Origin of the sequence: Phyllobacterium sp. SB3, assembly GCF_040009165.1 — a bacterium.
Lineage (GTDB): Bacteria > Pseudomonadota > Alphaproteobacteria > Rhizobiales > Rhizobiaceae > Phyllobacterium.
The window spans coordinates 268,197-293,249 of record NZ_JBDYKI010000006.1 but is presented as its reverse complement, the minus strand read 5'-3'; the positions used below and the strand labels follow the sequence as shown (position 1 = coordinate 293,249).

The window sequence follows — 25,053 nt, the reverse complement described above, 5'->3', positions numbered from 1 at the left end:
AGCACAAACACCAGGATGGTACGGTTGCGTGGACGGTGCCTGAAAGGTCAGCGGCTCAAATCCCATGCACCCTTCGGACATTGGAAAAGTCAGACCTTCATTGCCGGTCTGCGATGTTACGGGCTGATCGCACCATGGGTCATTGACGGCCCGATGAACCGGATCATTTTTGATACCTGTATCGAGACCCAGCTTGCCTTTGGAGAGCCATCGGTGATATTTGCACCTTGTTTGACCCAATCGAATGCAGAAACTTCTTCAAAGCCGCCGGATATGGATACACTTGAAAAGCCCATGCCCTAGCTCCGCCAATAGTGGACGGTGAGCTCATCCCGTGTTCCAGGCACAGCAACACAGCCTTCTGCCTGGCGCAGGATTGCAAGGATTTAGGGTTCGCTAAATCTGCTCGTCTTCATCAAAATCTCCTCCTATGATGATTGTCCAGAGACAATCGATTTTCCTGCGATTTTGAAGGTTGGAAAGTCCTCGAAGATCAAGCCGTTTTTGAACGCATCGTAGATGATGGCGAGGAGTTTTCGTGCCGTCGCAATGATGGCCTTGCCCGATCCGCGACGATCCTTAATGCGGCGGTAATAGCTGTTGAGATAGCCAGAACAGCGGATGGCAATCAGCGTGCACTGGACCAGCGTGGTGCGGGCCAGCTTGTCGCCGCGCCTGGTGATCCTGCCGCGATTATCGGTCTCGTTGGACTGGCTGGCCTTCGGCACAATGCCGAGATAAGCCGCCGGCTTGTCGGCATTGTCGAAGTCATTGACATTGCCGATGGAGGTCAGAAGCACCGCTGCCGAGCGTGCACCCCCGCCTTTTATGGAGCTCAACCCGTCATAGCCATCCAGCTTTGCCGCTGCCGCTTCGATTTGTGTGTTCATCCTGGCAAGCGCCGCCGTCAGGCTGAGCGCCTGATCGCGGATAATCGTCAGTTCGAACTGTTCCAGCGTCGAGAACCGCGCAATCTCAACTGGCAAATCTCGTCATCCCTGGTCAACATAAAGAGTTTCTTGTAAAGCTTGGCGAATTCTTCGCGCAGCTTCTGCCGGGCTGCCAGCAGGTGCTCGATGATTTCACCAATATCGGACATCCCTCAATCAGTTCGCCTATTCGCTCCTCAAATTTTACCGCACCAACCATGCCAACCTTCAATCCGAAGTTGCGCAAAAGCCCGCGGATATCATTTTCAGTAGCGATGGCTTTTCCTGCAAGAGTTTGCGAGCTGTCAACAAGACCCTTCGCTTCTGGCTGGTCAGCGTCTTGACATTGACCCGCATCATCTGCGCAATCCCCGTGCATCACTGCGATCAGTCTTGTTAGGTTGTGCATTGAGAAACGCTTTAACGTGGCGTGTTTCCATACAGATCACCGCAAAGCCCGCCCCAGCCAAACCTTCGAAAAGCCACTGCGACAGAAGCTCGGCTTCAAGGCCGACCCTCTCGATCTGCCATGCCGGGTCTTTCAAAACCGTGATCAGATCATCGGAGTGACTTGGAACCTTCACGTCTAGGCAAATCTTGCCCGTTTCGTCGAGAATGCAAACAGATGTCTCTTTCACCGATACGTCGAGGCCCGTCTAATGTTTCATGCTGCGGTTCCTTTCCTGATGCTTGTGGCAGTTTCAAAGCTGACTACGTTTATCATCAGCCTGAACCGCAGCACCACAATCCACAATGATCGAACAAAGGCGCAAAGCCGAATATCCCATCCTTACCCAACACCATGACAGCATCAGGCCGCTTGGCCGCTCACCCACCATTCATGCCTTCTCCTCGATCATATAGCCCGAGAAAATTCTACTTTCGGAGCCCATTCTTTGCCGGGGGATTACCCGACAACGTCGAGGAAAGCCTGCGGGGGTGCCAAATTATCCCGCTAGCCAAGGCCAGACGCGAAGCGCCGTGCGGCCAAATATCCACGCTTGCTCGTCGGAGCTCAGAAATGCGAGTGCTTTCTTTGCGACTTCTAGCCGGCTGGCAATGCTGCCAAAGTGAGGGTGTGCCGGATAGTTCGAAGACCACATGATACGGTGAGCTCCAAAACTCTCGATTAGCTTGGTGTAAAATATCTGCGGCGTTCCTACCCCCTCACGTGCGGCCACAATGTTGTTAATTGCTGTTTTTACGTATGCATTGGGGAAAATGGCCAAATCAAAGAGGGCCTTTATCATCGGATACGGGGGCTCGCCAACTTTGTGTCCCCAACCGTGATCGAAAGCCACATTGATCTCCGGGTATCGCTCAAGCAGCGCGCGTACCCGCGGTAGCTCCTCAACCTTGTCGTGGATACAAAGTGGAATCTTCAATTCGGCGATACGCTTCCACAGCGCGTGAGTTTCCGGATCACCAAGCGTGCATTTCGGCAACCGACCACGCATAAAGCGGATGCCCTTGACGCCTGCGTTCTCCACAAGATTACTGAGTTTGTCCGGTGATTCAGGCGCAGCAGGATCGAGCGCGCAGATCGAAACGAAACGATCCGGGTATGCGTTTGCGCTGTCGACCGTATAACGGTTATCGTACTCGTAGACAAAATAAGCTTGGACGAGCGTTGCTTTATCGACGCCAGCTGCGTCCATCTGCGCGATCAGCTTTTCCGCAGTCGTCTCAGGCCAAGGTTCTTGGCCAATGTCGGAGATGGATGGAATCGTGCCTGCTCGCGGCGTGTCGGCAAACTGGGGATAGGTCATGCGATCGTTGGTAAAAACGTGGGTGTGGGTGTCGACGATCATTGGAAATTCCTTACAATTTGGTATTAAGCAGCAGTTGCAGCGATGACTGAATTTTTAAGCCGTCCAATGCCATCAACCTCCACGACGACAGTATCACCCGGCTTCAGATAAACGGGCGGTTTGCGCGCATTGCCGACACCGTCCGGAGTGCCCAGTGCTATCAGGTCACCCGGTTCGAGTGTCATCACTTCCGACAATGTCACAAGCGTGCGGCGGACATCAAAAATCATCCGCTCGGTATTGGACGACTGCATTATTTCCCCGTTCAGCAGACAGCGAATTGCGAGGCCTTTTGCCGCGGTCGGCAGCTCGTCGGCAGTTACGATCCAGGGACCAATAGCTCCCGTCCCGTCGAAATTTTTGCCTGCGGTCCATTGGGTAGATTTGCGCTGGTAATCGCGAACTGAACCATCATTGAACAAAGTGTAGCCAAAGACCGCATCAAGGCAATTCTGCTCGGTTAGATGGCGGCCGCCCCTACCGACGACAAGCATAAGTTCGGCCTCATAGTCGAGCCGTTCCGAGCACGCGGGGCGCACCATGGGCTGGCCTGCTGCAATCAATGACGTCCGCCCGCGCATGAACAGAGCCGGGTAGGAAGGAACGTCATGGCCCCCTTCCGCAGCATGGTCAGCATAGTTCAATCCCAGACAAATCACCTTGCCAGGATCACTGAAAGGCAGCGCCAAGTGGAGCCCATCGAGCGGCAACCGGGCGGCAACCGGTGCCGTCTTGATCCAAGTGGCGACCTCATTGACGACATCCCGGCGAATAATTTCTCCGACCGTGTCGGGTAGCTTGCCACGCGCGAACGTCAGGTCGATGACCTCGTCACCTTCAACGACGCCGGCACGCAGCCCACCATTCTTCTCAAAGCTTAAAAGACGCATGTTTTCCTCAATTGGACAGTTGTTGACAGATAGAAGAGTCAAGCGGCGCACAGGCCATCATGTTCGATCCTTCAGGGCCTGCTCGACGAGCCCTGCGGTGTGCTGGAAATGCGCGTTCAAGCGCTCTACAGCGAGATCAGCATCTCCAGCTATAGCCGCCGACATGATCGCCTCATGCTCATCGGCGACGTTTGCCCGAACTCGCTCGGCACGCCGCGCGAAATAGCGGTACCGCTCCGCCGCCTCGAACAGCTCGTCGCAAAACTGCGTGATCCAATCTGAACCACTGGCGCAGACAAGCGCTCTGTGGAAATGCATATGCGCACTCGCCCAGGCGGGCGAGCGCTCATGCGGATCCTGCTCGACTCGCGGCACGCGCTGCATGCGATGGAACGCGAGCAAAAGTCCCTCTTCCCAGACCAGGCCGCCGCATTCTATCGAACGACGCAGCCCTATCTCGTTGATCCAGCAGCGAGCACGGGTAAGACTGACCAACTCGGCTGAGCTCAAATCGGCAACGGTGAAGCCACGCTGATCCACGCGCCGCACCAACCCCTCGCTCGAGAGACGACTCAACGCCTCGCGTACCGGGCTCAACCCGACATTAAACCGGACACAGAGCGCGCGAATGTTGAGCTTCGAGCCCGGCGTCAGCTCGGCGCGGAGGATATCTTCTCGCAGCCTGGAATAGGTCGACGATGCGAGCGTACGGGTCTCTTCAATAATTGGTTCCATCATAAACTCCGGCTTCTATTAAATCGATCATATCACACCGAAATCATAAATCATCGATTTTATCCTTGCGTGCAATAGGAAAGAGTGGTGTTATTCAGGCGAGGAAAGTAAATGGGATGAGGTAATGGTGATCAGCACCGTGCGGCGCGCTACCAGCGGCCGACCGCCTTTAATGCGCACAAGCGTTCGCCGGGGAATCACGTCGTTTATCATCCTGCTCGCGATGTGGGAAATTGTTGGTCGTTTCGTGCTAACGGACCAGGTCTTTGCCGTGCCATTCTCTGCTGTCGTTGAGGCAGCGATCAAAATGCTCGCCAGCGGCGAGCTTGAGACACACATCATGGCGAGTCTTGCAGCAGTTGCTTATGGAATGATCCTTGCTACAGCGGTAGGTATCGTTATCGGCGTTCTGCTGGGAGCCAGCGTGACCTTCCGCGAGTACGCCGAACCGTTAATGACGGCACTGTATGCAACCCCTTTGGTCGCCATGGCACCAATTCTGATCTTGTGGTTCGGAATTGGCATAGGCTCCAAGGTCGCAACCGTGTTTTTGATGGCAATTTTTCCCATCGCCATCAACACGTCTACCGGCATTCGAGGAACCGATCGCGAATTTCTTGAAGTTGCACATGCATTTGGTGCGCGGTGGCTCGACGTTATTACTAAAGTGATGATACCGGCAGCTGTGCCATTTGTAGTTACGGGGCTCAGGCTCGCGGTTGGACGCGCCATCGTCGGCGTAGTGGTAGGCGAGTTGTTTGGCGCCCGGGCCGGTTTGGGTTTTCTCATTTTCACCGCAGGTCAGACGTTCGACACCCCCGCTCTTTTCGTGGGTGTTATCACGCTGGCCCTCATCGGTATGAGTTTGACGCTCGGGATCAAAGCGATTGAAACGCGCCTGACGCTCTGGAAAGGTTCCGCATCATGAACTCCGTCGCTTCCATGGCATCTTCATCCCCATCAGCCCGCCCCGCAGCATTGACGCTGTCGCATATTTCGAAATCTTTCTTCTCCCGGGGACAGACGCTGGAGATCATGCGCGATGTCAGCCTCACGGTGGAGGCTGGGGAATTCCTCGCAATCGTCGGCCCAAGCGGGTGCGGCAAAAGTACGCTTTTACGGATGATACAGGGGTTGGAACCGCCGTCCTCCGGCGAGGTGCGCTTCTCCGCTGGTGACGAACATGCTGCGAAACGTGGCTTTGTGTTCCAGCGTGACGGCCTTTATCCATGGCGAACAGTACAGCGGAACGTAATGTTTGGCTTGGAACTGGCCAATGTGCCGAAAATCGAAGCGCGAGAGCGAGCCCTTGCGATGATCGAGCTCGTCGGCCTGAAAGGCTTTGAGGAGCACTATCCGAACGAGCTCTCGGGCGGTATGCGCCAGCGCGTCAACCTCGCACGGGCACTGGCCATCGACCCGACCATGCTTCTCATGGACGAGCCTTTCGCTGCGCTTGACGCTCTGACCCGCGAGCACATGCAGCAGGAGTTGATCCGCATCGCTGACGCAGCCGCCAAGACCGTGATCCTTATCACGCACCAGATTGACGAGGCGGTGCTATTAGCAGACCGGGTCGCCGTGCTTGGTGCGCGGCCGAGCTACGTGCTTGACGTGATAACCATCGATCTTCCAAAGCCACGCTCGCTTGCTCTCAAGCGCAACCCCGCGTTCCAGGCGTACGTCGATCAGATTTGGGAAATGGTGACGCGCGTCGAAAGCCCTATTGAGCGGAAGAATTTTGAGACAAACGACAGGCTGGCATAAAATCACAATAAGGAGGGAATGCCCATGATCAGGTCTTCTATGAAATGCGTACTTGCCGTACTAACTTACGGATTTCTCGCCGCCATTAACCAGCCATCGTATGCAGGAGGCGCGCCCGAGCCGCTGACAATGACCTATATTCGGTCGAATGCGGACTATTGGGATGTTGATGTCGCTGAGGCAAAAGGGTTTTTTGCAGACGAGGGCTTCGCCCCTGAGTACGTGTCAAATTCCGGCTCGGTCCAATCCACTCAGCTCCTTCTGACCAATTCCGTTCAGCTTGCCATAACCCAGCCTGAAGCCTTGATCGCTGCGATTGCCCGCGGTTCCAAGAATCTCGCCGGCATTGCAGCTCCAATGGAACGCGTCGATTGGATGCTCGTTGGTCAAAAGGGATTGAATATTCAGGACCTTAAGGGAAAGACAATCGGTTTCAGCGGTTTACGGGTCACCGAATTTTGGCTGACACAGAGAGCTCTACAAGAAAGTGGGCTGGATCCGAAGAGCTACGACTCAATCCAGATTGGCACTACGCCTGCCAAATATTCCGCACTGACCAACGGGTCTGTGGCCGCAGTGTTGCTTTTCCAGCCAACAGCGAGCCAAGCGGTGCATGCTGGCTACAGCCGCCTTTTTGATCTCGGTAAGTACGACCGGTACATCCCGGGTATTTACATGGTGAACCGGGTATGGGCTGCACAAAATGACCACGGCGTACGTTTGGCGAGGGCGCTCCAGCGGGCTCATGAGTGGCTTTACGACCCTAAGAACCGGGAAGAGGCCATTGCGATCTTGAAGAAACTCTCCAAAAGCTCCGACGCAGCTTTGGCGGAAGTGTACGACATCTTCTTTGTCAATGAAAAGTCCTACACACCGGAGGGCCAAGTTGACGTCAATTCAATTAATCAGGCGATTCAAACTCTCGTTGATCACAGTGAGCTCGATAGCTCAAAAGCGCCAACGCTTGACCAGATCCTTCTACCTGCCGCACTGGGTGGGCTCCGCAAGTGAATAGGCATTCTGCCTCGATAGGACGAAGTTCATGAAAATCGGTATTCCGGACGACTACGCGAACGTCGTAGACTCACTTCAGTGCTTTGGGCAACTCGATGGGCACGACGTCACGATTTGGAATGATGCGGAGAGGGATGTTGACATATTGGCGGAGCGCTTTCGTGACATTGAGGCGCTTGTGCTGTTGCGCGAACGCACCCAGCTGCCGGCTGCTCTTATATGCCGCTTGCCGAAGCTCCGGCTGATCACGTTGAATGGGCCACATCCGAACGTCGACGTCGAGGCCTGCACCGGAAATGGTACGCTGATCTGTGTCGGGCACGGTCGCATCTCATACGCTACGGCAGAGCTGACATGGGGCCTTGTGCTAGCAGGAATGCGCAGTATCCCGCAACAAATGGCCCGGCTGAGGGCGGGTGGATGGCAAAGTGAACTCGGCACAGGATTACGCGATCGTACGCTTGGTGTCCTTGGGTATGGGAAAGTCGGATCGGTTGTTGCATCCTACGGGCGTGCGTTTGGAATGAAAGTTTTGGTTTGGTCGCGTGACGGCGGCCTTGCTGCTGCCGAAGCCGCCGGCCATACTCCATGTCCTAATCGCCGCGTGTTATTCGAACAGGCGGATGTATTGAGCCTTCACGTACGCTACACAAAGGAAACGGCTGGCATCGTCACGGCAGACGATCTCGCTGCGATGAAGCCGACCTCGCTTATCGTGAATACCAGCCGCTCCGGCCTCATCGCGCCGGGAGCGTTGCTGGAGGCTCTGAAGTGTGGGAGACCTGGACGTGCGGCAGTGGATGTCTACGAAACCGAACCATCTCACAGCGAACCCTTACTTGCGCTGTCCAACGTCGTTGCAACACCGCACCTCGGCTATTTCGAGCGTGACCAGATCGAAGCCTATTTTGGAGACCAGTTTCACCGCGTTCTGGCCTATGTCGATGGCCGTCCAATTGACGTCGAAAATCCGGATGCGCTTGCTGGCATGAAAGGTTTTGCATGAGACTTTATCTGGGTTTTGAATCGGGTAACTCTTATAAAATCAGAGTGCTACTGTCGCTTCTCAATCTGCAATGTGAGATCGTAACGGTCAATATTGCCAAACATGAGCACAAATCTAGCCTGTTTCGCCATTTGAACCCGCGGGGGCAGGTTCCGGTGCTTGAAGACAAAGGACGGGTGTTCTGGGACTCCAGCGCAGCCCTGGTTTACATTGCCGGCCGCTTCGGTGGTGAGGCATGGCTTCCCAGGGATCCAGCTGATCTGGCCGAAGTAACGCAGTGGCTGGCGCTTTCTGGCAATGAGATCCAGTTCGGGCTGCAATACGCGCGCCGTGGCGTTAAGCGTGGCCGCTGGATCGCCGGCAGTCTGGAAGAACTTCAAGCGATCGGCCGCTTGGGTCTTGAAGCGCTTGAAAGTCGGCTCGCTGCGCATCCGTGGCTCTGCTTTAACAGACTGACCATCGCCGATATCGCTTGCTTCCCCTATGTCGAGCAATCACCAGAGGCGAACATACCACTGGATCCATACCCTGGCATCGAGGCATGGCTCTTGCGCTGCCGCGCTCTACCCCATTGGCCGAGCCGCGAAGTCGACCGGACTGTTGCCATTCCCTTCAATTAAATGAAAACCGATCAGGAGGACATATGAAATTCGTGTCGTTTCGCGCCGAGGGCACTGACCGCTACGGCGTCGTCATTGATGAGGCGGTCGTCGATCTTAGTGCACGTCAGGACGACTATCCGACGTTGCGAACGGCAATTGCCGGCAGGGCTTTGTCCCGGCTCGGAGAAAGTGCGATCGGCGCCTCCCCTGATTTTGCTCTCAACGACATTGTGTTCCAGTTGCCAATCCCCCAACCATCGAAGATTCTTTGCGTCGGGGTAAACTACGCGAACCGCGCAGAAGAATATGCAAGCCGGATTAAGGAATCACAATATCCAAATATCTTCTTGAGGACGGCGCAGTCCTTCACCGGGCACAAGCAGCCGTTGATCAGACCCGTGCAATCAGATCAGCTCGATTATGAAGGGGAAATCGCTCTCATAATCGGCCAACCAGGACGCATGATCGAACGCGATACTGCTCTCGCCCATGTGGCCGGGCTCACTGTTGCCAATGAGGGCACCATTCGAGATTGGACTAAGCATGGCGCTCGTAACTCTGCCGGCGGCAAGAACTTCGATGCCTCAGGGAGCATCGGACCATGGATGGAAACCGAAGCCTTGAAAACCAAAGCGCCACTGTCAATCAAAACCAGGGTAAATGACGAGTTACGACAAGACGATTCGACCGCGAATATTATCTACCCGTTCGATTTGATTATCAGCTATATTTCTCAATTTACGGAGCTCTTGCCCGGTGATATTATCCTTACCGGAACGCCTACGGGAGCGGGTACGCGATTTGATCCCCCGCGCTATTTGAAACCAGATGATATCCTTTGCATTGAGGTTTCAGGTGTGGGCACACTGATCAATCCGGTCCACGAACCAGGCCGGAAAATTCATAACTAACTTTTTGGAACACGAGAAAAGATGTCTCTATTTTGCGCTAGCTTGGAGAGTCTATCATTTGGATGTCTAAATCACGGTTTTCTTTTTAGGAGGATTGGTCAGCTGTCAAGACGACGCTGACTTGCAAAACTAAGTAAATATACAAGTATCGAATGTTCTTAGGAGGATGGTGGTATGCAGCAGCAGAAAACGTGTGGCGACTGGGCAGTCATGGCGGTCGGTCTCTTTGTTCTGATATTTGGGGCACCGATTTTTGGTCTCGGCCTATGGCTGATATCACTGGGCGGGTCATGGTATTATGCCCTCGCCGGTCTCGGATTGCTGATAACGTCCTGGTTCCTCTTTCGCCGGCACATATCCGCGTTCTGGGTCTATCTTATCACCTTCGCTGGAACGGTGATCTGGGCCTTATGGGAACGGGGGCTGGATGGCTGGGCCCAAGTGCCTCGGCTCGTCGCCCCTACAGTCGTCCTGATCCTGGTATTTTTGAGCCTTCCGGTTCTGCGCCGGGACGCCGGTAATTCTCGTCTTCCGGGGATCGCAGCCGGTCTGGCCATGCTGCTCGTATTAGGTGGAGGTACACTTTTCTGGGCTAGCTCCGGGGGCCTTTCGGCGCTGGCTCAGAGCGCGGCAACGATCGCTGCGCCAGAAGCCACCCCTTCTCCCACGGCGCAGTCGGTTGCGACAAAGAACGCTTTGCCTGGTGCCTCTGCTACTCCGGAGCCACAACAGGAAGTCGGCAATGACTGGCCCGCGTGGGGTGGCACCAATATGGGCGCGCGTTATTCGCCGCTCTCGCAGATCAACACCGGGAACGTCACCAACCTAAAAAAGATATGGACCTTCGAGACAGGCGACACACCCTCTAAATGGGCCAAGGAAAAGTATTCCTGGGAGAACACGCCGATCACCGTGAATGGCCGGATGTACACTTGCTCGCCCAAGAACATCTTGTATGCCCTCGATCCGGCGACCGGCAGAGAGTGGTGGCGCTACGATCCCAAGGTGCCTGATACCGCGATCGCCTATGGCGCGAACTGCCATGCTGTCGCCTATTACGCCGTTCCCAACGCGGCCGACGACGCACCTTGCACAGAGCGGATTATCGAATCGACCCTCGACGCGCGGCTGATCGCCGTTGATGCTAAGACCGGGCAACTCTGCCAGGACTTCGGTACGGGCGGCATGGTGGATCTGCACCGCGGTATGGGCGATATGGTCCCGGGCTGGTACACGCTTAACGCAGCGCCCATCATCGTGCGCGGCGTCGTCGTTGTCGGCGGGCAAGTTGCTGACGGCCAAGCGGAGTATGCGCCATCGGGCGTCATCCGAGGCTACAGTGCAACGACCGGCAAGCTGGTGTGGGCCTGGGACATTGGCCGCCCCGACAAAAAGGGCGAGCCGGGACCGGGCGAGGAATACACGCGCAATACGCCGAACATGTGGACCGTGCCGGCCGCCGACGAGCAACTTGGCCTGGTATACCTGCCGCTGGGCAACGCTCAGGGCGATTATTATGGCGGCCATCGCCAGCCCTATGACGACGTCTACAACTCGTCGGTTGTGGCGGTCGATGCGACCACCGGCAAGGACGTCTGGCATTTCCAGACCGTGCACCACGACATTTGGGATTACGACCTTGGTTCACAGCCGTCCCTGGTCAATTTTCCGACCGAGCAGGGCAACACCCCGGCCTTGATCCTGCCGAGCAAGCAGGGCGAGATCTACGTTCTCGACCGGCGGGACGGCAAGCCTCTGTTCCCTGTCATCGAAAAGCCCGTCCCGCAGGGAGGGTCCGAACCAGTGGACAGACTGAGCAAGACGCAACCATTTTCGGGATACTCCAGTCTTAACAAGCCAGACCTTACGGAAGCCGATATGTGGGGAATGACACCGCTGGATCAGTTGTGGTGCCGCATACAGTTCCGCCAAGCCGACTATCGTGGCGTCTACACACCGCCGTCAGTGGACAAAAACTCCATCGAATACCCTAGCTATAACGGCGGCTCGGACTGGGGCAGCATCGCGGTCGATGAGAAGAACGGCATCCTCGTCGCGAACTACAACGACATGGCCAATTTCAACCGGCTGGTGCCCCGCGACGTGGCGGACAAGCTGGGAAGCCTGCCTGTCGACATCCGGGGGTCCGCCGCCAGCACCAATGGCGTTTCTCCACAGGCGGGAGCACCATACGCCGTCAGGGTCAATGCGGGATGGGTCCAGCCGTGGACCGGGATGATGTGCAAGCAGCCGCCCTATGGCGGGATCAAGGCCATCGACCTCAAGACCGGCAAGACGCTGTGGGATAAGCCGCTGGGTCTGGCGACCGAGAACGGCCCCTTCGGCATCCCGTTGAAGCTGCCAATCCCGATCGGGCTGCCGAACAATGGCGGCGCCGTGCTCACCGCCGGCGGCCTGGTCTTCATTGCCGCGGCCACCGACAACTTGATCCGGGCCATCGACATCAAGACGGGCGAGACCCTTTGGAGTGACAAGCTTCCCGGCGGAGGCCAGGCTAATCCGATGACGTTCGAGGCGCGAGGCCAGCAATATCTCGTAATCACCGATGGCGGCCATCATTTCATGAAGACGCCAATCGACGATTCTATCATCGCGTATGCGTTGCCCCGGTCGAGCCCAACGTCCCCGCCGGTGCAACCGGGATCTCCACCGGAACAGGAGCCCGTAGGAAGTCAGAAATAATCGGTCATTGGGTTTCTTCAGCCCCTAATCACCCAACCAGGCACATTAGCATTCCCTTGTTATGCTGCGGGGGAATTATGTCACTCGATTCGGAGTATCCATATCTGATACGGACTTGGCTGTGTCTTTTGGCGATTGTGACTTTGTCGATCGCCAGGGCGAAGCAGATCATCCAAAGCCGATGGAAAGTGCCTTCTTGGAAAGGCAGATGAGCACACACTTTCGCCGGATCGAACTCCTACACGTTGGAACGTGGTCACCAAGGAGCACGGGTAAGGAGGTACACATTCGTCCCATGGTCTGAAGTTATTGCCGAAGCGGTCTGGTTGTGCTTTCGATTTCCGCTGAGCTTTCGCATAGTGGAAAATATGCTGCCCCCTCACTTGCCTGGCAACTGTATTTCTCAGGTGACCTGATTGGTCCATTTCAGACGTTTGCAGAGTGTGTTCGCAATCGTAACGAGCTTTCGAGCGATGGTTGTCATGACAACCTTGTGGGGTTTCCCGGCGTCGCGAAACCGGTCAGCAAAGATCTTCAAGACTGGTTGTGATGGCTGGCGACGAGGGTTGCCGGGATAAGACCGTGTGGCAGCTGGCGCCATCCTCCTCCAATGGCACTTGCCGCGCACGGCGCCACTGTCATGTGCGATCGGAGCCAAGCCCGAGAGCGCCGCGACTTGTTCGCCCGGGAGCTGGCCGAGCTCGGGCATCTCGGCCATCAGCATGGTGCCGGCGACAGGGCCGATCCCGGGAACGGAACGCAGGATACCGCAGTCGCCGCCAGTTCATTATCCGAGGCCATGATCTGCTCGATCCGTTCCTTCAACCGTGCAATCTGGCAATCGAGAAGGCCTTTCAATTCGGCGCCCATGGTACCAAACATGTCCGCCGATCCCAGCTTCCCATGCGCCTTGATCTGCGCAGAAGCCGTTTGCGTGTCTCGACCAACTGCCCACGCGCAGCTTTTCATGTGGCAATACGCGTCCCGCATCCGGTCGAAACAGCATGAACCGCGCGATGAGTTCCGCGTCAATCCGAGCCGTTTTGGCCCGTATATCCCGACCGGCGGCGAATGCTTTGACCTGGGCGGATGGCAATTGCCAGGTCGCGATCCCGACGGTGTCGAGGGCGGCCCACAATCTCCATTCCTGTCCGCCAGTGGCCTCGAAGCAAACCAGTGCGACCAGTTCAAGAGCGAGTTGCTCATGACCTTCAACCTTGTTCGGCAGCCGCGCGCGCTTGCCTTCTGGCAGACAGTGGATATCCAACCAATCGCGACCAACATCTATACTGATAATCCTTGCCTGTGATATTTTACCCATGCTCTCTTCCTTTTGTTTCGCGCTCCTACTGGGTCGCAGTTCGAGACGATGAAGAGAGACTGTGCTGGCTTGCTGGGAAATGTGGTCGACGTCACAAGGCTCAGACGCCATACACCGCCCATTACCGGCCTCAGCCAAGGTCGGTGTCGGGGGTCAGATGGCAAACCAAATGGCACGCCTTGCGCCATATTTCCCCAAGAGCCAAGGCAAACCGGTGATATTTTGAGCGCCTTGATGGCGATGCCTCAAACGAACTCTTTGACATTCTTGTCGGTTAGAAGCATTTCTGTGCTCGAGTACTGGTGAATGAATGCGTCTACCTTAATGTTCGTAATAGTTGGTAGAGCATCTGCGCCCGTTGCGGAGCACTTGAAATCTCCATGCACTCGTAGTGCGTGTGAGCGCTGTCCAGTCCATTAACACCGATGCCGTCCAGGGTTGCTGCAATTGAAGCGGTGAAATTTGCGTCACTCGCTCCGCTCGTTGCGCTGTCAGAAAGATCAAATCCCAGATCCGAGGCGATTGACCGGGCTGTTTCGTAAAGTTCGGAGATGGCTTCCGTTTTGGTATATGGAGGTCTTTTGATTCGACCGGTAAGCATGAGCTTGTAGTCATCACTAGTCGGTCGGATTTCTCTGAGCTTTCGGATGATTTCTTCACCCATTGGCGGTGTCGGAAGGCGAATATCGATCTCGGCGATTGCTTCAAATGGTACAACGTTAGGTTTGGTGCCGCCTCTGATCGTGCCGACATTGATGGTTAAGCCACGTTCGTAATCCGTCAGGGCCTCAATTGCCAGAATATGCTTGGCTAACTCAATGATAGCGTTGCGACCGTCCCGATGCCGGAGACCTGCATGGGTTGCGCGACCATGAACTTTCAATTCGAAGGTCGCTATGCCTTTCCTGGCTGTTACGCAGCGACCGCCATTTCTGCCCGGCTCAGTCACCAACACATATTTGGCTTTACGCGCCTCAGCCTCTATGAGCTCGCGAGACGTCGGGCTGCCGATCTCTTCATCAGATACGAGAACGTGAGTAACCGGAAGTGTCCAATTGAGATCGCCGACATCAAGTTGCGCTATCGCTGAAAATGCGAGAAAGGCACCACCTTTCATGTCGGCAATTCCAGGCCCGAATGCGCGATCGCCCTCAATTCTAAACGGGAGAACATCATCGAGAGTTCCGACAGGATGTACGGTGTCGTTATGACTTAGGACCAGAATTCCAGGACCATGCTTGTTTCCTTTTCGGGCGATCAAGTGATCCCCCAATCCGTCCCGCCCAGGAATTCGCTGAGTTTGAACGCCCTGAGCACGATAGTCCGCCTCGACAATATCGGTCATTCTGTTGACAGCTTGGCCGTCCTGCGAAGGGCTTTCAATTTCGACCCAGCGGCGAATTCCCCATAGCAGAGCATCAATTGGAAAAACCGCATTTGAAGAGTGTGACATAGTGAACTCGCGTCGCGTAAATCTACGATGAAAGCTTATCCGCAGCTTCTCCATAATCAAGTTGCAATTTCCATGGGTAGCATTAGTATTGCTAATGTAGAACGGGGGAGCGTTATTTTGACGGATCAATCGAACTCCAAACTCACACAACCAATGCCGGTAGGTCGATCCACGTTGAAAACCGCCCGGATGCCGCCGCTCAATCTTTTGAAAACCTTCGAGGCGGCGGCATGGCATTCCAGTTTCACCGTCGCGGGCCAAGAGCTCAACATGACTCAATCTGCCGTCAGTCAACAGGTGCGCCAGCTTGAAGACTTCCTGGGCCAGCGCCTGTTCGATCGTTTACCGCGACGCCTGCAGCTGACACCGGAGGGTGCCATTTTTGCAAATAGCATTCGCGAGTCCCTGACGATGATAGGTCGTGCCTGTCTGCGATTGCGTGATCCCAAGGTCCCGACTTCTCTCAAAGTCGATGTGTTCCCGTCTTTCGGCACCCGCTGGTTCAGCGCGAGGGTTTCCAGCTTTTTGGATGCATATCCCGACATAAAGCTGACCGTGCTGGCATCTAAGGACGAGGGTAACGGAAGCCGGGCCGGGATTGATCTCACGGTTGGATGGGGCAGGAGAAACGATGGCAGCGGACGTTATGAAAGTCTCGGTGCTCAACCAATCTTTCCGGTGTGTTCTCCGGCTTATCTGGAAAACCATAAGCGGATTTCTGAATTCGCCGATCTTATCACGCATAGGCGACTGCAAACCCTAGAGAGAAATCACTGGCCGGCCTGGTTTGAGGCTGCAAGTCTCTCTCAGGCAGTAGACGAGAACGGTCCCTATTTCAGCGATGCGACAATGATGCTGGAAGCCTGCGTTGAGGGACAGGGGATTGGACTTGCAACATTCTTCCTGGTTGAGCGGGACTTGCTTTCCGGCAGACTTGTGTGCCCTGTCAATCTTGCCATTGAGATCGGTGAAGGTTTTCATTTTACCGTTAACGGTAACGACAACGAGCGTCCGGCCAGTCGCGTTTTCAGAGAATGGCTTGCTGAGACAGCGAAAATATCCCTGTCTAATGCAAGCCGGTGGATCACTAATGTCAAAACATACTCATAAGTATAGCTAATTATACCGATAGATATTACCATTTGTGGATTTTCTCGGGGTGGATTGTCATGTCGTCACACAGTCATCTTCCCGAGAAGGAAAATACGTATGAAATTTGGTCTTTTCAGCCTGATGCCAGTCAGAGATCAATCGACCTCCAATAGCAAGGTTCTGCATGATACATTCGACATGGTGGACCTTGCAGAACAGGCCGGCTTCGAAACCGCATGGTTCTCCGAGCATCATTTTTCCAACTACTCCATCAGCCCGTCGCCCATCCTGATGGCGTCGCATGTCGCCGCCCGTACGAAGAAGATCAAGGTTGGCACTGCCGTGATCATCCTTCCGCTCTACAATCCGATGCGTGTTGCCCAGGAAATCGCCATGCTTGATCTGCAGAGCGAGGGGCGCGCTGTCATCGGGTTTGGCGGCGGTTACCAGCATTACGAATTTGAGCGGTTCGGTGTTCCGATTGCCGACAAAACCGAACGTTTCCTTGAATACTGGGACGTTGTAGAAGACGCCCTGCGCAAGCAGCATGTGGACTACAGGGGAAAATACATCGAAGTTCCCGACACGCATTTCCTGCTTGCCCCGGCGCAGAAGCCATTCCCGCCCTTCTTCGTGGCGACGACCCACCCCGATATCCTCGATCGCGCAGTCAAGAGCGGCGCGACCGTTTTCACCAGCGGCACCTGGCTTGGAACCGAAGGTCTGCTGAACAACCGGAAGAAAATTCAAGATGCCCTGGTTTCCAAAGGTCACGCGCCGGACGCGCTGCCGCTTGCGGTGCAGCAGTATATACACGTAACCGACAGCAAGGCCGAAGCTCGCGAGGCTGCCGAAGGTGTGCGTTACACGGCACGCGTTCTCGCGGCTCTCGGTCAGTCGGGCGCGACGGTCACCAACGGCTTCATTCAGCCTAAGCAGCTTGTGAACGAGCCGTCGCTGGAGACATTCGAGAAGAACATCATCATCGGCGATGCGGAATACGTTGCCGAGCGTATCAGCAAGGACATCGAGCTTCTCAATCCCGTCCACTACAGCTGTTACTTTCACTTCGGCGGGATGGAAAGCGGCCGAGCCAAGCGCTCTCTTGAGAAGTTCGGGTCTCACGCCATGCCTCTTATCGAGAAATACACCAAGAAAGATTTGAAAATGAGCGCCTGACAGACGCTCAAACCATCGGTACGTGAAATCAAAAAAAGGGGAGTAAATAAATGACTGGATTTATGAATATGAATCGGCGCCAGCTCTTGCAAGCCGCTGGCGCTTCCGCAGCGGCGGCAAGTCTGGGCGCAGGCAAAGCTTTCGCCCTGGCTGGTGACGGCATCAAGATCGGCACGTTCTCGGGCGCATTGAACGACGTCCTGGAGAAAGTAGCCGGTCCGAAATTCAAATCCACCCATGCCGATGCGGCCCTGACGTTTACTGCTCGCGCATCGGCGGAAGCCTATCCGCGTCTTCTCGTCGCCAAGACAAATCCGTTCGAAACCGGTGGTCTCTGGAACGACACCTTTGCGGCTCTCGGTGCCAAAGCCGATCTCTTTACCAAGGTCGAACCGGCGAATGCACCTAACGTTGCCGCCATCCCGCAGGATCTCCAGCCTCGTCACGGCATGGGTGTCGCAGCTGCCATTCAACCGTTCGGGATCGCCTATAATCCGAAATTCGTCGAAAAGCCAAAGTCCTGGCTGGATCTCTTCAATCCAAAATATGCCGGCAAGGTCGGCATGCATGAGAATTTCTGGGACGCTTACGTTATGCTGGCCCGGATTCTCGGCAAGGACGAATACAATCTGAGCGTCGCCGTAGACGAGTGGGCAAAGCACAAGAAGAACATCGGTGTATGGACCACCTCTTACACGCAGATGGAAGAGCTGATCGATAAGGGCGAAGTTTGGCTCGGCCCGCAATGGGGTGGTTATACGGCCGCCGCGCAGCTCCGGGGTCTCAATATCGCATTCGCATGGCCGGAAGAGGGCTGCACGCAGCAGACGATCGTTGGCTGCGTCAATGCGGGCACCTCGCCGGCTGTCAGCAAGGCGACACAGGAGTTCGTCAACGTTTGGCTGGATCCGGAAATCCAGTTGGAAATTCTCAAGCGCGCTGGACTCTCGCCGAGCAATCCCAATGTCACTCTGCCGACCGAATACGCTCAGCTGGAGGGTGTGGTCAACGTCAAGACCAACACCAAGAAGCTGTTTCAGTATGACTTCGCGCATGTGGGCGGAACCCTTCAGGCGCTGCGGCGCGAAATCGATCAGAAATTGAGGTAAGCATGCAAGACCAGGGCAAGCGTTTCTCCGGCAAGACCGTCATCGTAACCGGCGGCGCCTCCGGTATCGGTCGTGCCGCTGTTTTGTTGCTCGCGAGCGAGGGTGCCAATGTCGGCATCCTCGATCGTTCCGTGACAGGCGCGTCGGATACGGTCGCCGAAGTCGAGGCGGCAGGCGGTAAGGCGATGGCGGTCGCGGTGGATATCACCGTGTCCGCTGACGTAGATGCAGCCTTCCAGAGCGTGGTCAATGCGTTCGGAGCGCTCCACTCGATGATCAATTGCGCGGGCATCGTGGGCGGTGCCACCGCGGCCGATACCGACGATGCGCTTTGGCAGAGGAATATCAGCATCAATCTCGACGGTGCCTTTTTTTGCTGCCGCGCTGCGTTGAAACATCTTCAATCCGGTGGCTCTATCGTCAACATAGGATCGATTACCGGTATTCACCCTGGTATTGGTCGTGCCGCATATGCGGCGGCCAAAGCCGGCGTACATGGTCTCACGCGCTCGATCGCCGTGGATTACGCCAAGGCGGGAATCCGTGCCAACTCGGTTGCTCCGGGACCGGTTTTCACGCCCCTGACCCGTGAACGTTTCGCCGCCCCCGAAATCGGTGCGAAGATTGCGGCGGCTGTTCCGCTCGGACGTTACGCGCAGCCCGAAGAGATCGCGAAGCCGGCAATCTTTCTCGCAAGCGAAGACGCCAATTTCATCACAGGTCAGATTCTGATCGCCGACGGTGGTTTCACCGTACCTTGATACGAACTGGAAGCGTCTATGGAACTGCAATTTGACAATAAGGTTGTGGCTATTACCGGAGCCGGACACGGCTTTGGCCTGGTGATCGCCGAGGATTTTGCGGCTCGGGGAGCCGCTGTTTACGGAACGCTCGCTCCGGGGCAGCCGGCGCCCGAATCCATCTCGGTCCGCTTTTCGGAAGTAGACCTCACCGACCGTGAGGCGGCGTCCGCATGGATCGCTGATATCGAGACAAAAACCTGCAAGTCGATCGATATTCTGATCAACAATGCCGGGGGGGTCGTCGGTCGCCAGCACGAGCCAATCGAGGGTCTGAGCTTCGAGGACTGGGACGCAGTCGTCAACATCAATCTTGATGCTACCTTTACCACATGTCGGGCCGTTGCCCGGGGCATGAAGCGTCAAGGTTCCGGACGTATCATAAACATCAGTTCCAATGCTGGATTAAGGCCCTCTCTCACAGGAGTTCAGGCGTACACGACATCGAAACATGCCGTCGTTGGCCTCACCAAGCAGCTCGCTTTCGAATTTGGCAGCCATGGCGTCACGGTAAACTGCATCGCGCCGGGCTTTTTTCGCTCCAATCCCTCGTCTGAACGCCAGTGGCAAGGCTATGGAGATGCCGGGCGGGCGGCGCTGGTCGAACGCATTGCCTTGAAGCGCCTGGGGGCTGCGAAGGATATTTCGTCGGCATGTGTTTTCTTCGCCTCTGAACTGGCTGATTATGTCACTGGGCAAGTGCTGTCTGTCGATGGAGGCCGATGATCGATGTTCGGAATGGAACCGTGATGGTAAATATACCCTTGGGATTGAACCGCGCGCATGGTTCCTCATCATCCACAAAGCCGAACGCTGCGGGCTTTCTTAGAGTGAAGGACGTTTGTCGTCAGTTCGACAGCATCTTTGCGACTCGCAATGTTTCGATCGATATCGCCGAAGGCGAATTCCTTGTCATGCTCGGACCAAGCGGAAGCGGCAAGACCACTCTGTTGCGGATCATCGCGGGCTTCGAGACGGCGACCTCCGGCGCAATCGAGATTCGTGGGCGCGACGTTTCGCGCGATCCTCCAAACAAGCGCAATATCGGCGTCGTTTTTCAGAATCTTGCGCTCTTTCCACATCTGACGGTTTTCAAGAACGTCGCCTTCGGCCTCGAAATGCGTTCGGTGCCAAACGACGAAATTCGCGTACGGGTCAGGGAGGCGTTGGAAATGGTGCGCCTGGGTGGTATGACCGAGCGCCTTCCAAGCCAGCTTTCAGGCGGGCAGCAGCAGCGGGTAGCGCTGGCTCGCGCACTTGTTACACGGCCTGATATACTTCTTCTGGACGAACCTCTAAGTGCGCTCGATCGCGATTTGCGCTCCGAGATGCAATATGAAATCCGCCGCATTCAGCAGCAGCTTGGCATTACAGCCGTTATGGTTACGCATGATCAGGATGAAGCGATGACCATGGGGGATCGTATTGCTATACTGTGCGACGGACAGCTTTCCCAGATCGGCGCGGCCGAGGACATCTATTCACATCCGAATTCGGCGTTTGTCGCCCGCTTCATGGGTGCGGCCAATATTTTTCCGGTCGAGAGTACAAAGATGCAAAACGGCGAAACCTCGGCGCGGCTTGCCTCTGGTTTCGAGACGACCGCGATAGTTTCGCCGGCAACGGCCGAAGGTTCGCTCGCGGTCCTGATTCGCCCGGAAGATATCGCGATAGGCGATGCTGCGGCGGACATGCGCAACCGTGCACAAGCACGTGTAGTCGACCAGACCTATCTTGGCGCGTTTACGCGGCTTGTGGTCGACATTGATGGCGGGCCAAATCTTGCGGTGCTTTTGCCTTCGCGCTCGCGGCCCGCAAGGCTTGGAGAAATGCGGCTGGAAGACAGAATCGCGGTCGGATGGAATTCGGACGCCGTGCTCGTGGTTCCCGCATGATGACCAAGGTTCGCTATCTTGCCATTCCCACCGCCTTCATGGCGGTATTCTTCCTTGGCCCGTTGCTCAGCCTACTAACAATCTCCTTCACGGAAGGCTATCCGCTAGGCTTTATGCCGAGCATCAACAGCTACCTGCATGTCATCTTTGATTCTTATTATTTGGAATACCTGCTCACGACGATTGCTTATGGTCTTATCGTCACCGTGCTCTGCCTGCTGATCGGCTATCCCTTCGCCTATTACATGGCCCGTTATGCACGCGCGTCTTACAATGTCATGCTGGTCGCGCTGGTCTCTCCGTTGCTGATCGGCGTTGTCGTGCGCACCGTCGGATGGACCATTTTGTTTGGATCCAGCGGGCTTTTCAATCAGACACTGCTCGCTCTCGGTATCATCAACACTCCGCTTCAGATCCTCTACACGCCATTGGCATCGACCATCGGCATGGTCCAGGTTCTGTTGCCTTTCATGGTTCTCTCGATCATCAGTGTGCTTTCCAACATGGACGCCTCCGTGGAGGAGGCTGCATGCTCGCTGGGAGCCGGTCGCCTTACCGTATTCCTGCGCGTGACCTTGCCGCTTTCGATCCGTGGCGTTGCATCGGGCTGCGTCCTGGTTTTCGCGCTCACTATTGGAGCCTATCTGACGCCTGTTCTGCTCGGCGGCGGCAAGAGCCGGCTTATGTCGCCGCTCATTTATCAGGAAATCAATTCGCTCGTGGACTGGTCGCTCGGTGCAGCGCTGTCCGTCGTGCTGCTTATCGTTGGCGTCACCACGATGGCCATCGTACCGCGCCTCGTCATGCGCATCTGGAGAACCTAACGATGAAAGGTAACCTATCCAAGAAAATTCTTGCGGGCTATTCCTGGCTAACGGTCGTCTTTCTGGTCCTGCCACAGGCGATAGTTTTTCTCGTATCTTTCAATCCGTCGAGCCGGCTTGTCATACCGACCTCTGAATGGACACTGAAATGGTATGCGGCACTCGCCGAGAACGAAGAGTTCACTACGTCATTCCTCATCAGCTTTCTGATGGCACCATTTGTAGCGGTTTGCGCGGTCATACTTGGCGGTGTGGCCGCGTATGCCGTGGTTCGATTCGTCAGCCGACCCGGCCTGATCGAAGCGCTCTTTATAGCGCCGATCCTGCTTCCGGTGACAGCGCTTTCCGTTGCGATGTTTTTGTTCTTCCATACGCTGGGAATGACCAACACCATCGCCGCCGTCGTGATCAGCCATGTCGTGATCGCCGTGCCTTATGCATTTCGCACGCTTGGCTCTTCGATCCGTGGTGTGAATACCTATCTGGAAGAGGCGGCGATGTCGCTCGGTGCGAGCAGAGTTACCGCCGTCCGGCGCATCACCCTCCCGATGATCCGTCCCGGTATTGCGGCCGCCGCTCTCTTCTGCCTTATCGTTTCGCTTGATGAGATCACGGTGACGCTGTTCGTAGGCGGTCGCCAGATCAAGACGGTTCCGATCCAGATCTTCGATCAGACGGAATATGGGTTGAGCCCGATGGTGGCCGCGGCATCGTCCATTCTGATTGTCGTCAGCACGCTGGTGATACTGTTCCTGATAAAGACTATCGGCCTCGACAACGCCTATTCATTGAAACGCTGAGATGATGGCCGAAGCCGCGGTCATCGAACCCGATCTGCCGATCGTCGATCCACACCATCATCTCTGGGATTTCCCTCACAGCACCTATCTGGTGCCTGAAATGATGGAAAACCTGAGTTCGGGTCACAACGTTCGTGCAACTGTATTCGTGCAATGCGGTGCGATGATCCGGGAAAATGGACCGGAAGAACTACGCACGCTCGGCGAGACCGAGTTCGTCAATGGCGTAGCAGCTTCGTTCGCCAGCGGCATCTACGGAACTGTACGTCCTTGCAAGGGGGTTGTCGCTCAGGTTGATCTCATGCATGGAGCGGCAGCCGGTGCTGTATTGGATCGTCATGCAGCCGCAGCCGGAGAGCGCTTCAAAGGCATCCGACATATTACAGCATGGAACAGCGATTCCAACCTTCTGAACCCTCGCAATCGCGTCTTTGATGGCATGATGGCAACGCCGGAGTTTCGGGCGGGCTTTGCTGAACTTGGTAAGCGAAACCTCGTATTCGATGCCTGGTTGCTTCATCCGCAGATCGATGAGCTCTACAATCTCGCAAACAGTTTTCCCGACACGGCCATCGTACTGAATCACCTTGGCGGGCCGATTGGCGTCGGCCCGTATTCAGGACGACGTCAGGATGCCTTTGAGGAATGGCGGTTGGCACTTGGACGCCTTGCAGCATGCGGGAATGTTGTGCTGAAGGTCGGAGGCCTCGGCATGCCTATGTGTGGATTCGATTTCCACCTTCGCGACGAGCGCACGTCGGAGGCCGAAATCGCCGATAAATGGCGCCCCTATGTCATGGAAGCTATCAGTCTGTTTGGACCGGACCGCTGCATGTTCGAAAGCAATTTCCCCGTCGATCGCATCAGTTGCGACTACATAACACTTTGGAACGTGTTCAAGCTTATCGCGGCCGGTTTTACCGCTTCCGAAAAGGCGATGCTTTTCCAGGACACGGCTTCTCGCATCTATTCCCTCTGAAAATATAAGGACCTAAGATGATCATTCTCATTGGCGCAGACGGACAAGTAACTATAGGCGAGCCGGACGATTTTAAGCGATTTTCCGTAAACGTCCATTCCGCCGAAAGCGATTTTCCGGCAACCGCCAAGTCGGCAGCACCTTTGGTCGATTTCGAAAACGTCGGAACAGCCTGGGTCGATATCGAGAAGCTCAAGGCTTTCTCTGAATTCCAGCCACAAAAGCGAGTGGCCGAATTGGACACGATGGTGGCTGCCGCAGCGCCTCACGGATGGGTGAGTGCGGACGGCAAGGCTATCAAATCGCATGTGAAATGGCAAAAGTGAGGGCCGAGAAATGACGTCCATGGAACCTTGGGAATGGAGCGATGACATCTGGCATGCCAAGACGTCGAAGGTCCGAGCCGGCCGCTCGCTGAAGCCGACCGCCTGGAAAGACGGAGCGCGTTGCGCCGTGGCGCTGTCCTTCGACAGCGATCACGATACGATCGAGCTTCGCGACGGTGGCAATTCGATTGGCCGCATGTCGCAAGGTCAGTATGGAAATCGGGTCGCAATTCCGCGCATCCATGCGGCACTGGCAAAGTCCGACGTGCCCGCGACATTCTTCGTTCCCGCTGTTGCGGCTCTGCTCTATCCGGATGAACAGCGCTCGGCTATCGACAATGGTCATGAAGTTGGCTTGCACGGCTGGATTCACGAACTGAACACCAAAGTGCCTGCAGATCGCGAACGGGAGCTGCATTTTCGGGCTGCCGACACCCTAGAGCGCATTACCGGCATTCGTCCCGTAGGCATGCGTACGCCATCCTGGGACTTTTCTCAGGAAACGCTTCGCATCCAACGCGAGTTGGGGCTGATTTACGATTCGTCGCTAATGGCTGACGATGAGCCTTATGAACTGCTTGAAGATGGTGAAGCGACTGGGATCGTCGAACTTCCCGTCGAGTGGATACGGGACGACGCGGTCTATTTCAACATGAACCGTTTCCAGGCATTGCGGCCATACACACCGCCGACGGCAGTGCTGGATATCTTCACGCGCGAATTCGACCGTGCTTATGAAGAGGAAGGCCTGTTCCTTCTCACGATGCATCCGCATGTCACCGGTCATCGCTCGCGTATCTTCATCTTGGAAGAGCTTATCGCTCACATCCGCGAACGATCGGGCGTTTGGTTTGCAACACATGCAGACATCGCTAGCTTCGTCAGAAGCGATATTGCCTAAGCAATA

Annotated in this window: 26 protein-coding genes and 3 pseudogenes; 21 read left to right on the top strand and 8 right to left on the bottom strand. The window is 55.7% G+C overall.

The annotated features are described in order from the left end of the window. Nucleotides 1-198: pseudogene (locus tag ABKW30_RS22275) on the top strand (IS630 family transposase); the annotation flags it as partial. 230 nt (nt 199-428) lie between these two features. Here ABKW30_RS22275 and ABKW30_RS22270 read toward each other — a convergent pair. The 5 genes and pseudogenes from ABKW30_RS22270 to ABKW30_RS22250 all read right to left on the bottom strand — a co-directional run bounded on the left by ABKW30_RS22270 (nt 429) and on the right by ABKW30_RS22250 (nt 4,368). Next, nucleotides 429-890, bottom strand: a complete 462-nt coding sequence (locus ABKW30_RS22270; protein WP_348601126.1) for a transposase — start codon at nt 888-890, stop codon at nt 429-431. A gap of 80 nt (nt 891-970) precedes the next feature. Continuing rightward, nucleotides 971-1,567, bottom strand: a pseudogene (locus ABKW30_RS22265) (transposase); the annotation flags it as partial. Nucleotides 1,568-1,876: 309 nt separating this feature from the next. Continuing rightward, on the bottom strand, nt 1,877-2,740 hold the full coding sequence (locus ABKW30_RS22260) for an amidohydrolase family protein (RefSeq protein WP_348601097.1): 864 nt from the start codon (nt 2,738-2,740) through the stop codon (nt 1,877-1,879). A gap of 23 nt (nt 2,741-2,763) precedes the next feature. Further along, entirely contained in the window at nt 2,764-3,630 is an 867-nt protein-coding gene (locus ABKW30_RS22255) for a fumarylacetoacetate hydrolase family protein (RefSeq protein ID WP_348601096.1), read from the bottom strand. A 57-nt stretch (nt 3,631-3,687) separates the two neighbouring features. Beyond that, nucleotides 3,688-4,368, bottom strand: coding sequence for a GntR family transcriptional regulator (locus ABKW30_RS22250; protein ID WP_348601094.1), 681 nt, complete (start codon nt 4,366-4,368; stop codon nt 3,688-3,690). A gap of 121 nt (nt 4,369-4,489) precedes the next feature. On the opposite strand from ABKW30_RS22250, the gene ABKW30_RS22245 reads away from it, so the two are divergent. The 8 genes and pseudogenes from ABKW30_RS22245 to ABKW30_RS22210 form a co-directional block, all read left to right on the top strand. Continuing rightward, nucleotides 4,490-5,293 (top strand): ABC transporter permease, encoded by an 804-nt coding sequence (locus ABKW30_RS22245; protein ID WP_348601093.1) that lies wholly within the window; start codon nt 4,490-4,492, stop codon nt 5,291-5,293. After that, on the top strand, nt 5,290-6,132 hold the full coding sequence (locus tag ABKW30_RS22240; protein ID WP_348601091.1) for an ABC transporter ATP-binding protein: 843 nt from the start codon (nt 5,290-5,292) through the stop codon (nt 6,130-6,132). The genes ABKW30_RS22245 and ABKW30_RS22240 overlap by 4 nt, the downstream gene beginning before the upstream one ends. Nucleotides 6,133-6,156: 24 nt before the next feature. Continuing rightward, on the top strand, nt 6,157-7,143 hold the full coding sequence (locus ABKW30_RS22235) for an ABC transporter substrate-binding protein (protein ID WP_348601090.1): 987 nt from the start codon (nt 6,157-6,159) through the stop codon (nt 7,141-7,143). A 31-nt stretch (nt 7,144-7,174) separates the two neighbouring features. After that, nucleotides 7,175-8,152: a D-2-hydroxyacid dehydrogenase family protein gene (locus ABKW30_RS22230; RefSeq protein WP_348601089.1), complete on the top strand. Its 978-nt coding sequence runs from the start codon at nt 7,175-7,177 to the stop codon at nt 8,150-8,152. After that, nucleotides 8,149-8,772 carry a glutathione S-transferase family protein gene (locus tag ABKW30_RS22225; RefSeq protein WP_348601088.1) on the top strand — a complete coding sequence of 208 codons (624 nt, stop codon included), beginning with the start codon at nt 8,149-8,151 and terminating at the stop codon, nt 8,770-8,772. The genes ABKW30_RS22230 and ABKW30_RS22225 overlap by 4 nt, the downstream gene beginning before the upstream one ends. A gap of 23 nt (nt 8,773-8,795) precedes the next feature. Further along, a complete protein-coding gene (locus ABKW30_RS22220; protein WP_348601125.1) occupies nt 8,796-9,665 on the top strand; it encodes a fumarylacetoacetate hydrolase family protein in 870 nt (289 codons plus the stop codon). Nucleotides 9,666-9,839: 174 nt separating this feature from the next. Then, nucleotides 9,840-12,368: a membrane-bound PQQ-dependent dehydrogenase, glucose/quinate/shikimate family gene (locus ABKW30_RS22215; protein WP_348601087.1), complete on the top strand. Its 2,529-nt coding sequence runs from the start codon at nt 9,840-9,842 to the stop codon at nt 12,366-12,368. A gap of 245 nt (nt 12,369-12,613) precedes the next feature. After that, nucleotides 12,614-12,742, top strand: a pseudogene (locus ABKW30_RS22210) (IS6 family transposase); the annotation flags it as partial. A gap of 29 nt (nt 12,743-12,771) precedes the next feature. Here the strand turns inward: ABKW30_RS22210 and ABKW30_RS22205 are convergent. After that, a complete protein-coding gene (locus ABKW30_RS22205; RefSeq protein WP_348601086.1) occupies nt 12,772-13,086 on the bottom strand; it encodes a hypothetical protein in 315 nt (104 codons plus the stop codon). Further along, nucleotides 13,086-13,250 carry a hypothetical protein gene (locus ABKW30_RS22200; RefSeq protein ID WP_348601085.1) on the bottom strand — a complete coding sequence of 55 codons (165 nt, stop codon included), beginning with the start codon at nt 13,248-13,250 and terminating at the stop codon, nt 13,086-13,088. Before ABKW30_RS22200 ends, ABKW30_RS22205 begins: the two co-directional genes overlap by 1 nt. 52 nt (nt 13,251-13,302) lie before the next feature. Here ABKW30_RS22200 and ABKW30_RS22195 point away from each other — a divergent pair, with 52 nt between their 5' ends. Beyond that, complete coding sequence (locus ABKW30_RS22195; protein WP_348601084.1) at nt 13,303-13,677, top strand: hypothetical protein; 375 nt, start codon at nt 13,303-13,305, stop codon at nt 13,675-13,677. A 328-nt stretch (nt 13,678-14,005) separates the two neighbouring features. Here the strand turns inward: ABKW30_RS22195 and ABKW30_RS22190 are convergent, their stop codons facing one another. Next, nucleotides 14,006-15,436, bottom strand: a complete 1,431-nt coding sequence (locus ABKW30_RS22190) for a M20 family metallopeptidase (RefSeq protein ID WP_348601083.1) — start codon at nt 15,434-15,436, stop codon at nt 14,006-14,008. On the opposite strand from ABKW30_RS22190, the gene ABKW30_RS22185 reads away from it, so the two are divergent. The 11 genes from ABKW30_RS22185 (at nt 15,332) to ABKW30_RS22135 (ending at nt 25,047) form a co-directional block, all read left to right on the top strand. Then, entirely contained in the window at nt 15,332-16,252 is a 921-nt protein-coding gene (locus ABKW30_RS22185; RefSeq protein WP_348601082.1) for a LysR substrate-binding domain-containing protein, read from the top strand. The genes ABKW30_RS22190 and ABKW30_RS22185 overlap by 105 nt on opposite strands. 99 nt (nt 16,253-16,351) lie before the next feature. Continuing rightward, the gene (locus ABKW30_RS22180) at nt 16,352-17,413 is read left to right on the top strand and encodes an LLM class flavin-dependent oxidoreductase (RefSeq protein ID WP_348601081.1); all 1,062 of its coding nucleotides are present in this window, start codon (nt 16,352-16,354) and stop codon (nt 17,411-17,413) included. A gap of 50 nt (nt 17,414-17,463) precedes the next feature. After that, nucleotides 17,464-18,522, top strand: a complete 1,059-nt coding sequence (locus ABKW30_RS22175; protein WP_348601080.1) for an extracellular solute-binding protein — start codon at nt 17,464-17,466, stop codon at nt 18,520-18,522. Between the two features lie 2 nt (nt 18,523-18,524). Then, entirely contained in the window at nt 18,525-19,283 is a 759-nt protein-coding gene (locus tag ABKW30_RS22170) for an SDR family NAD(P)-dependent oxidoreductase (RefSeq protein WP_348601079.1), read from the top strand. Nucleotides 19,284-19,301: 18 nt separating this feature from the next. Further along, a complete protein-coding gene (locus ABKW30_RS22165) occupies nt 19,302-20,048 on the top strand; it encodes an SDR family NAD(P)-dependent oxidoreductase (RefSeq protein ID WP_348601078.1) in 747 nt (248 codons plus the stop codon). 23 nt (nt 20,049-20,071) lie between these two features. Then, nucleotides 20,072-21,217: an ABC transporter ATP-binding protein gene (locus ABKW30_RS22160; protein ID WP_348601077.1), complete on the top strand. Its 1,146-nt coding sequence runs from the start codon at nt 20,072-20,074 to the stop codon at nt 21,215-21,217. Then, nucleotides 21,214-22,041 (top strand): ABC transporter permease, encoded by an 828-nt coding sequence (locus tag ABKW30_RS22155; protein WP_348601076.1) that lies wholly within the window; start codon nt 21,214-21,216, stop codon nt 22,039-22,041. The genes ABKW30_RS22160 and ABKW30_RS22155 overlap by 4 nt, the downstream gene beginning before the upstream one ends. Nucleotides 22,042-22,043: 2 nt before the next feature. Continuing rightward, nucleotides 22,044-22,841 (top strand): ABC transporter permease, encoded by a 798-nt coding sequence (locus tag ABKW30_RS22150; RefSeq protein WP_348601075.1) that lies wholly within the window; start codon nt 22,044-22,046, stop codon nt 22,839-22,841. A gap of 1 nt (nt 22,842) precedes the next feature. Further along, a complete protein-coding gene (locus ABKW30_RS22145) occupies nt 22,843-23,820 on the top strand; it encodes an amidohydrolase family protein (protein ID WP_348601074.1) in 978 nt (325 codons plus the stop codon). A gap of 17 nt (nt 23,821-23,837) precedes the next feature. Beyond that, on the top strand, nt 23,838-24,146 hold the full coding sequence (locus tag ABKW30_RS22140; RefSeq protein WP_348601073.1) for a hypothetical protein: 309 nt from the start codon (nt 23,838-23,840) through the stop codon (nt 24,144-24,146). A 19-nt stretch (nt 24,147-24,165) separates the two neighbouring features. Further along, a complete protein-coding gene (locus ABKW30_RS22135; protein WP_348601124.1) occupies nt 24,166-25,047 on the top strand; it encodes a polysaccharide deacetylase in 882 nt (293 codons plus the stop codon). Nucleotides 25,048-25,053: the final 6 nt, after the last annotated feature.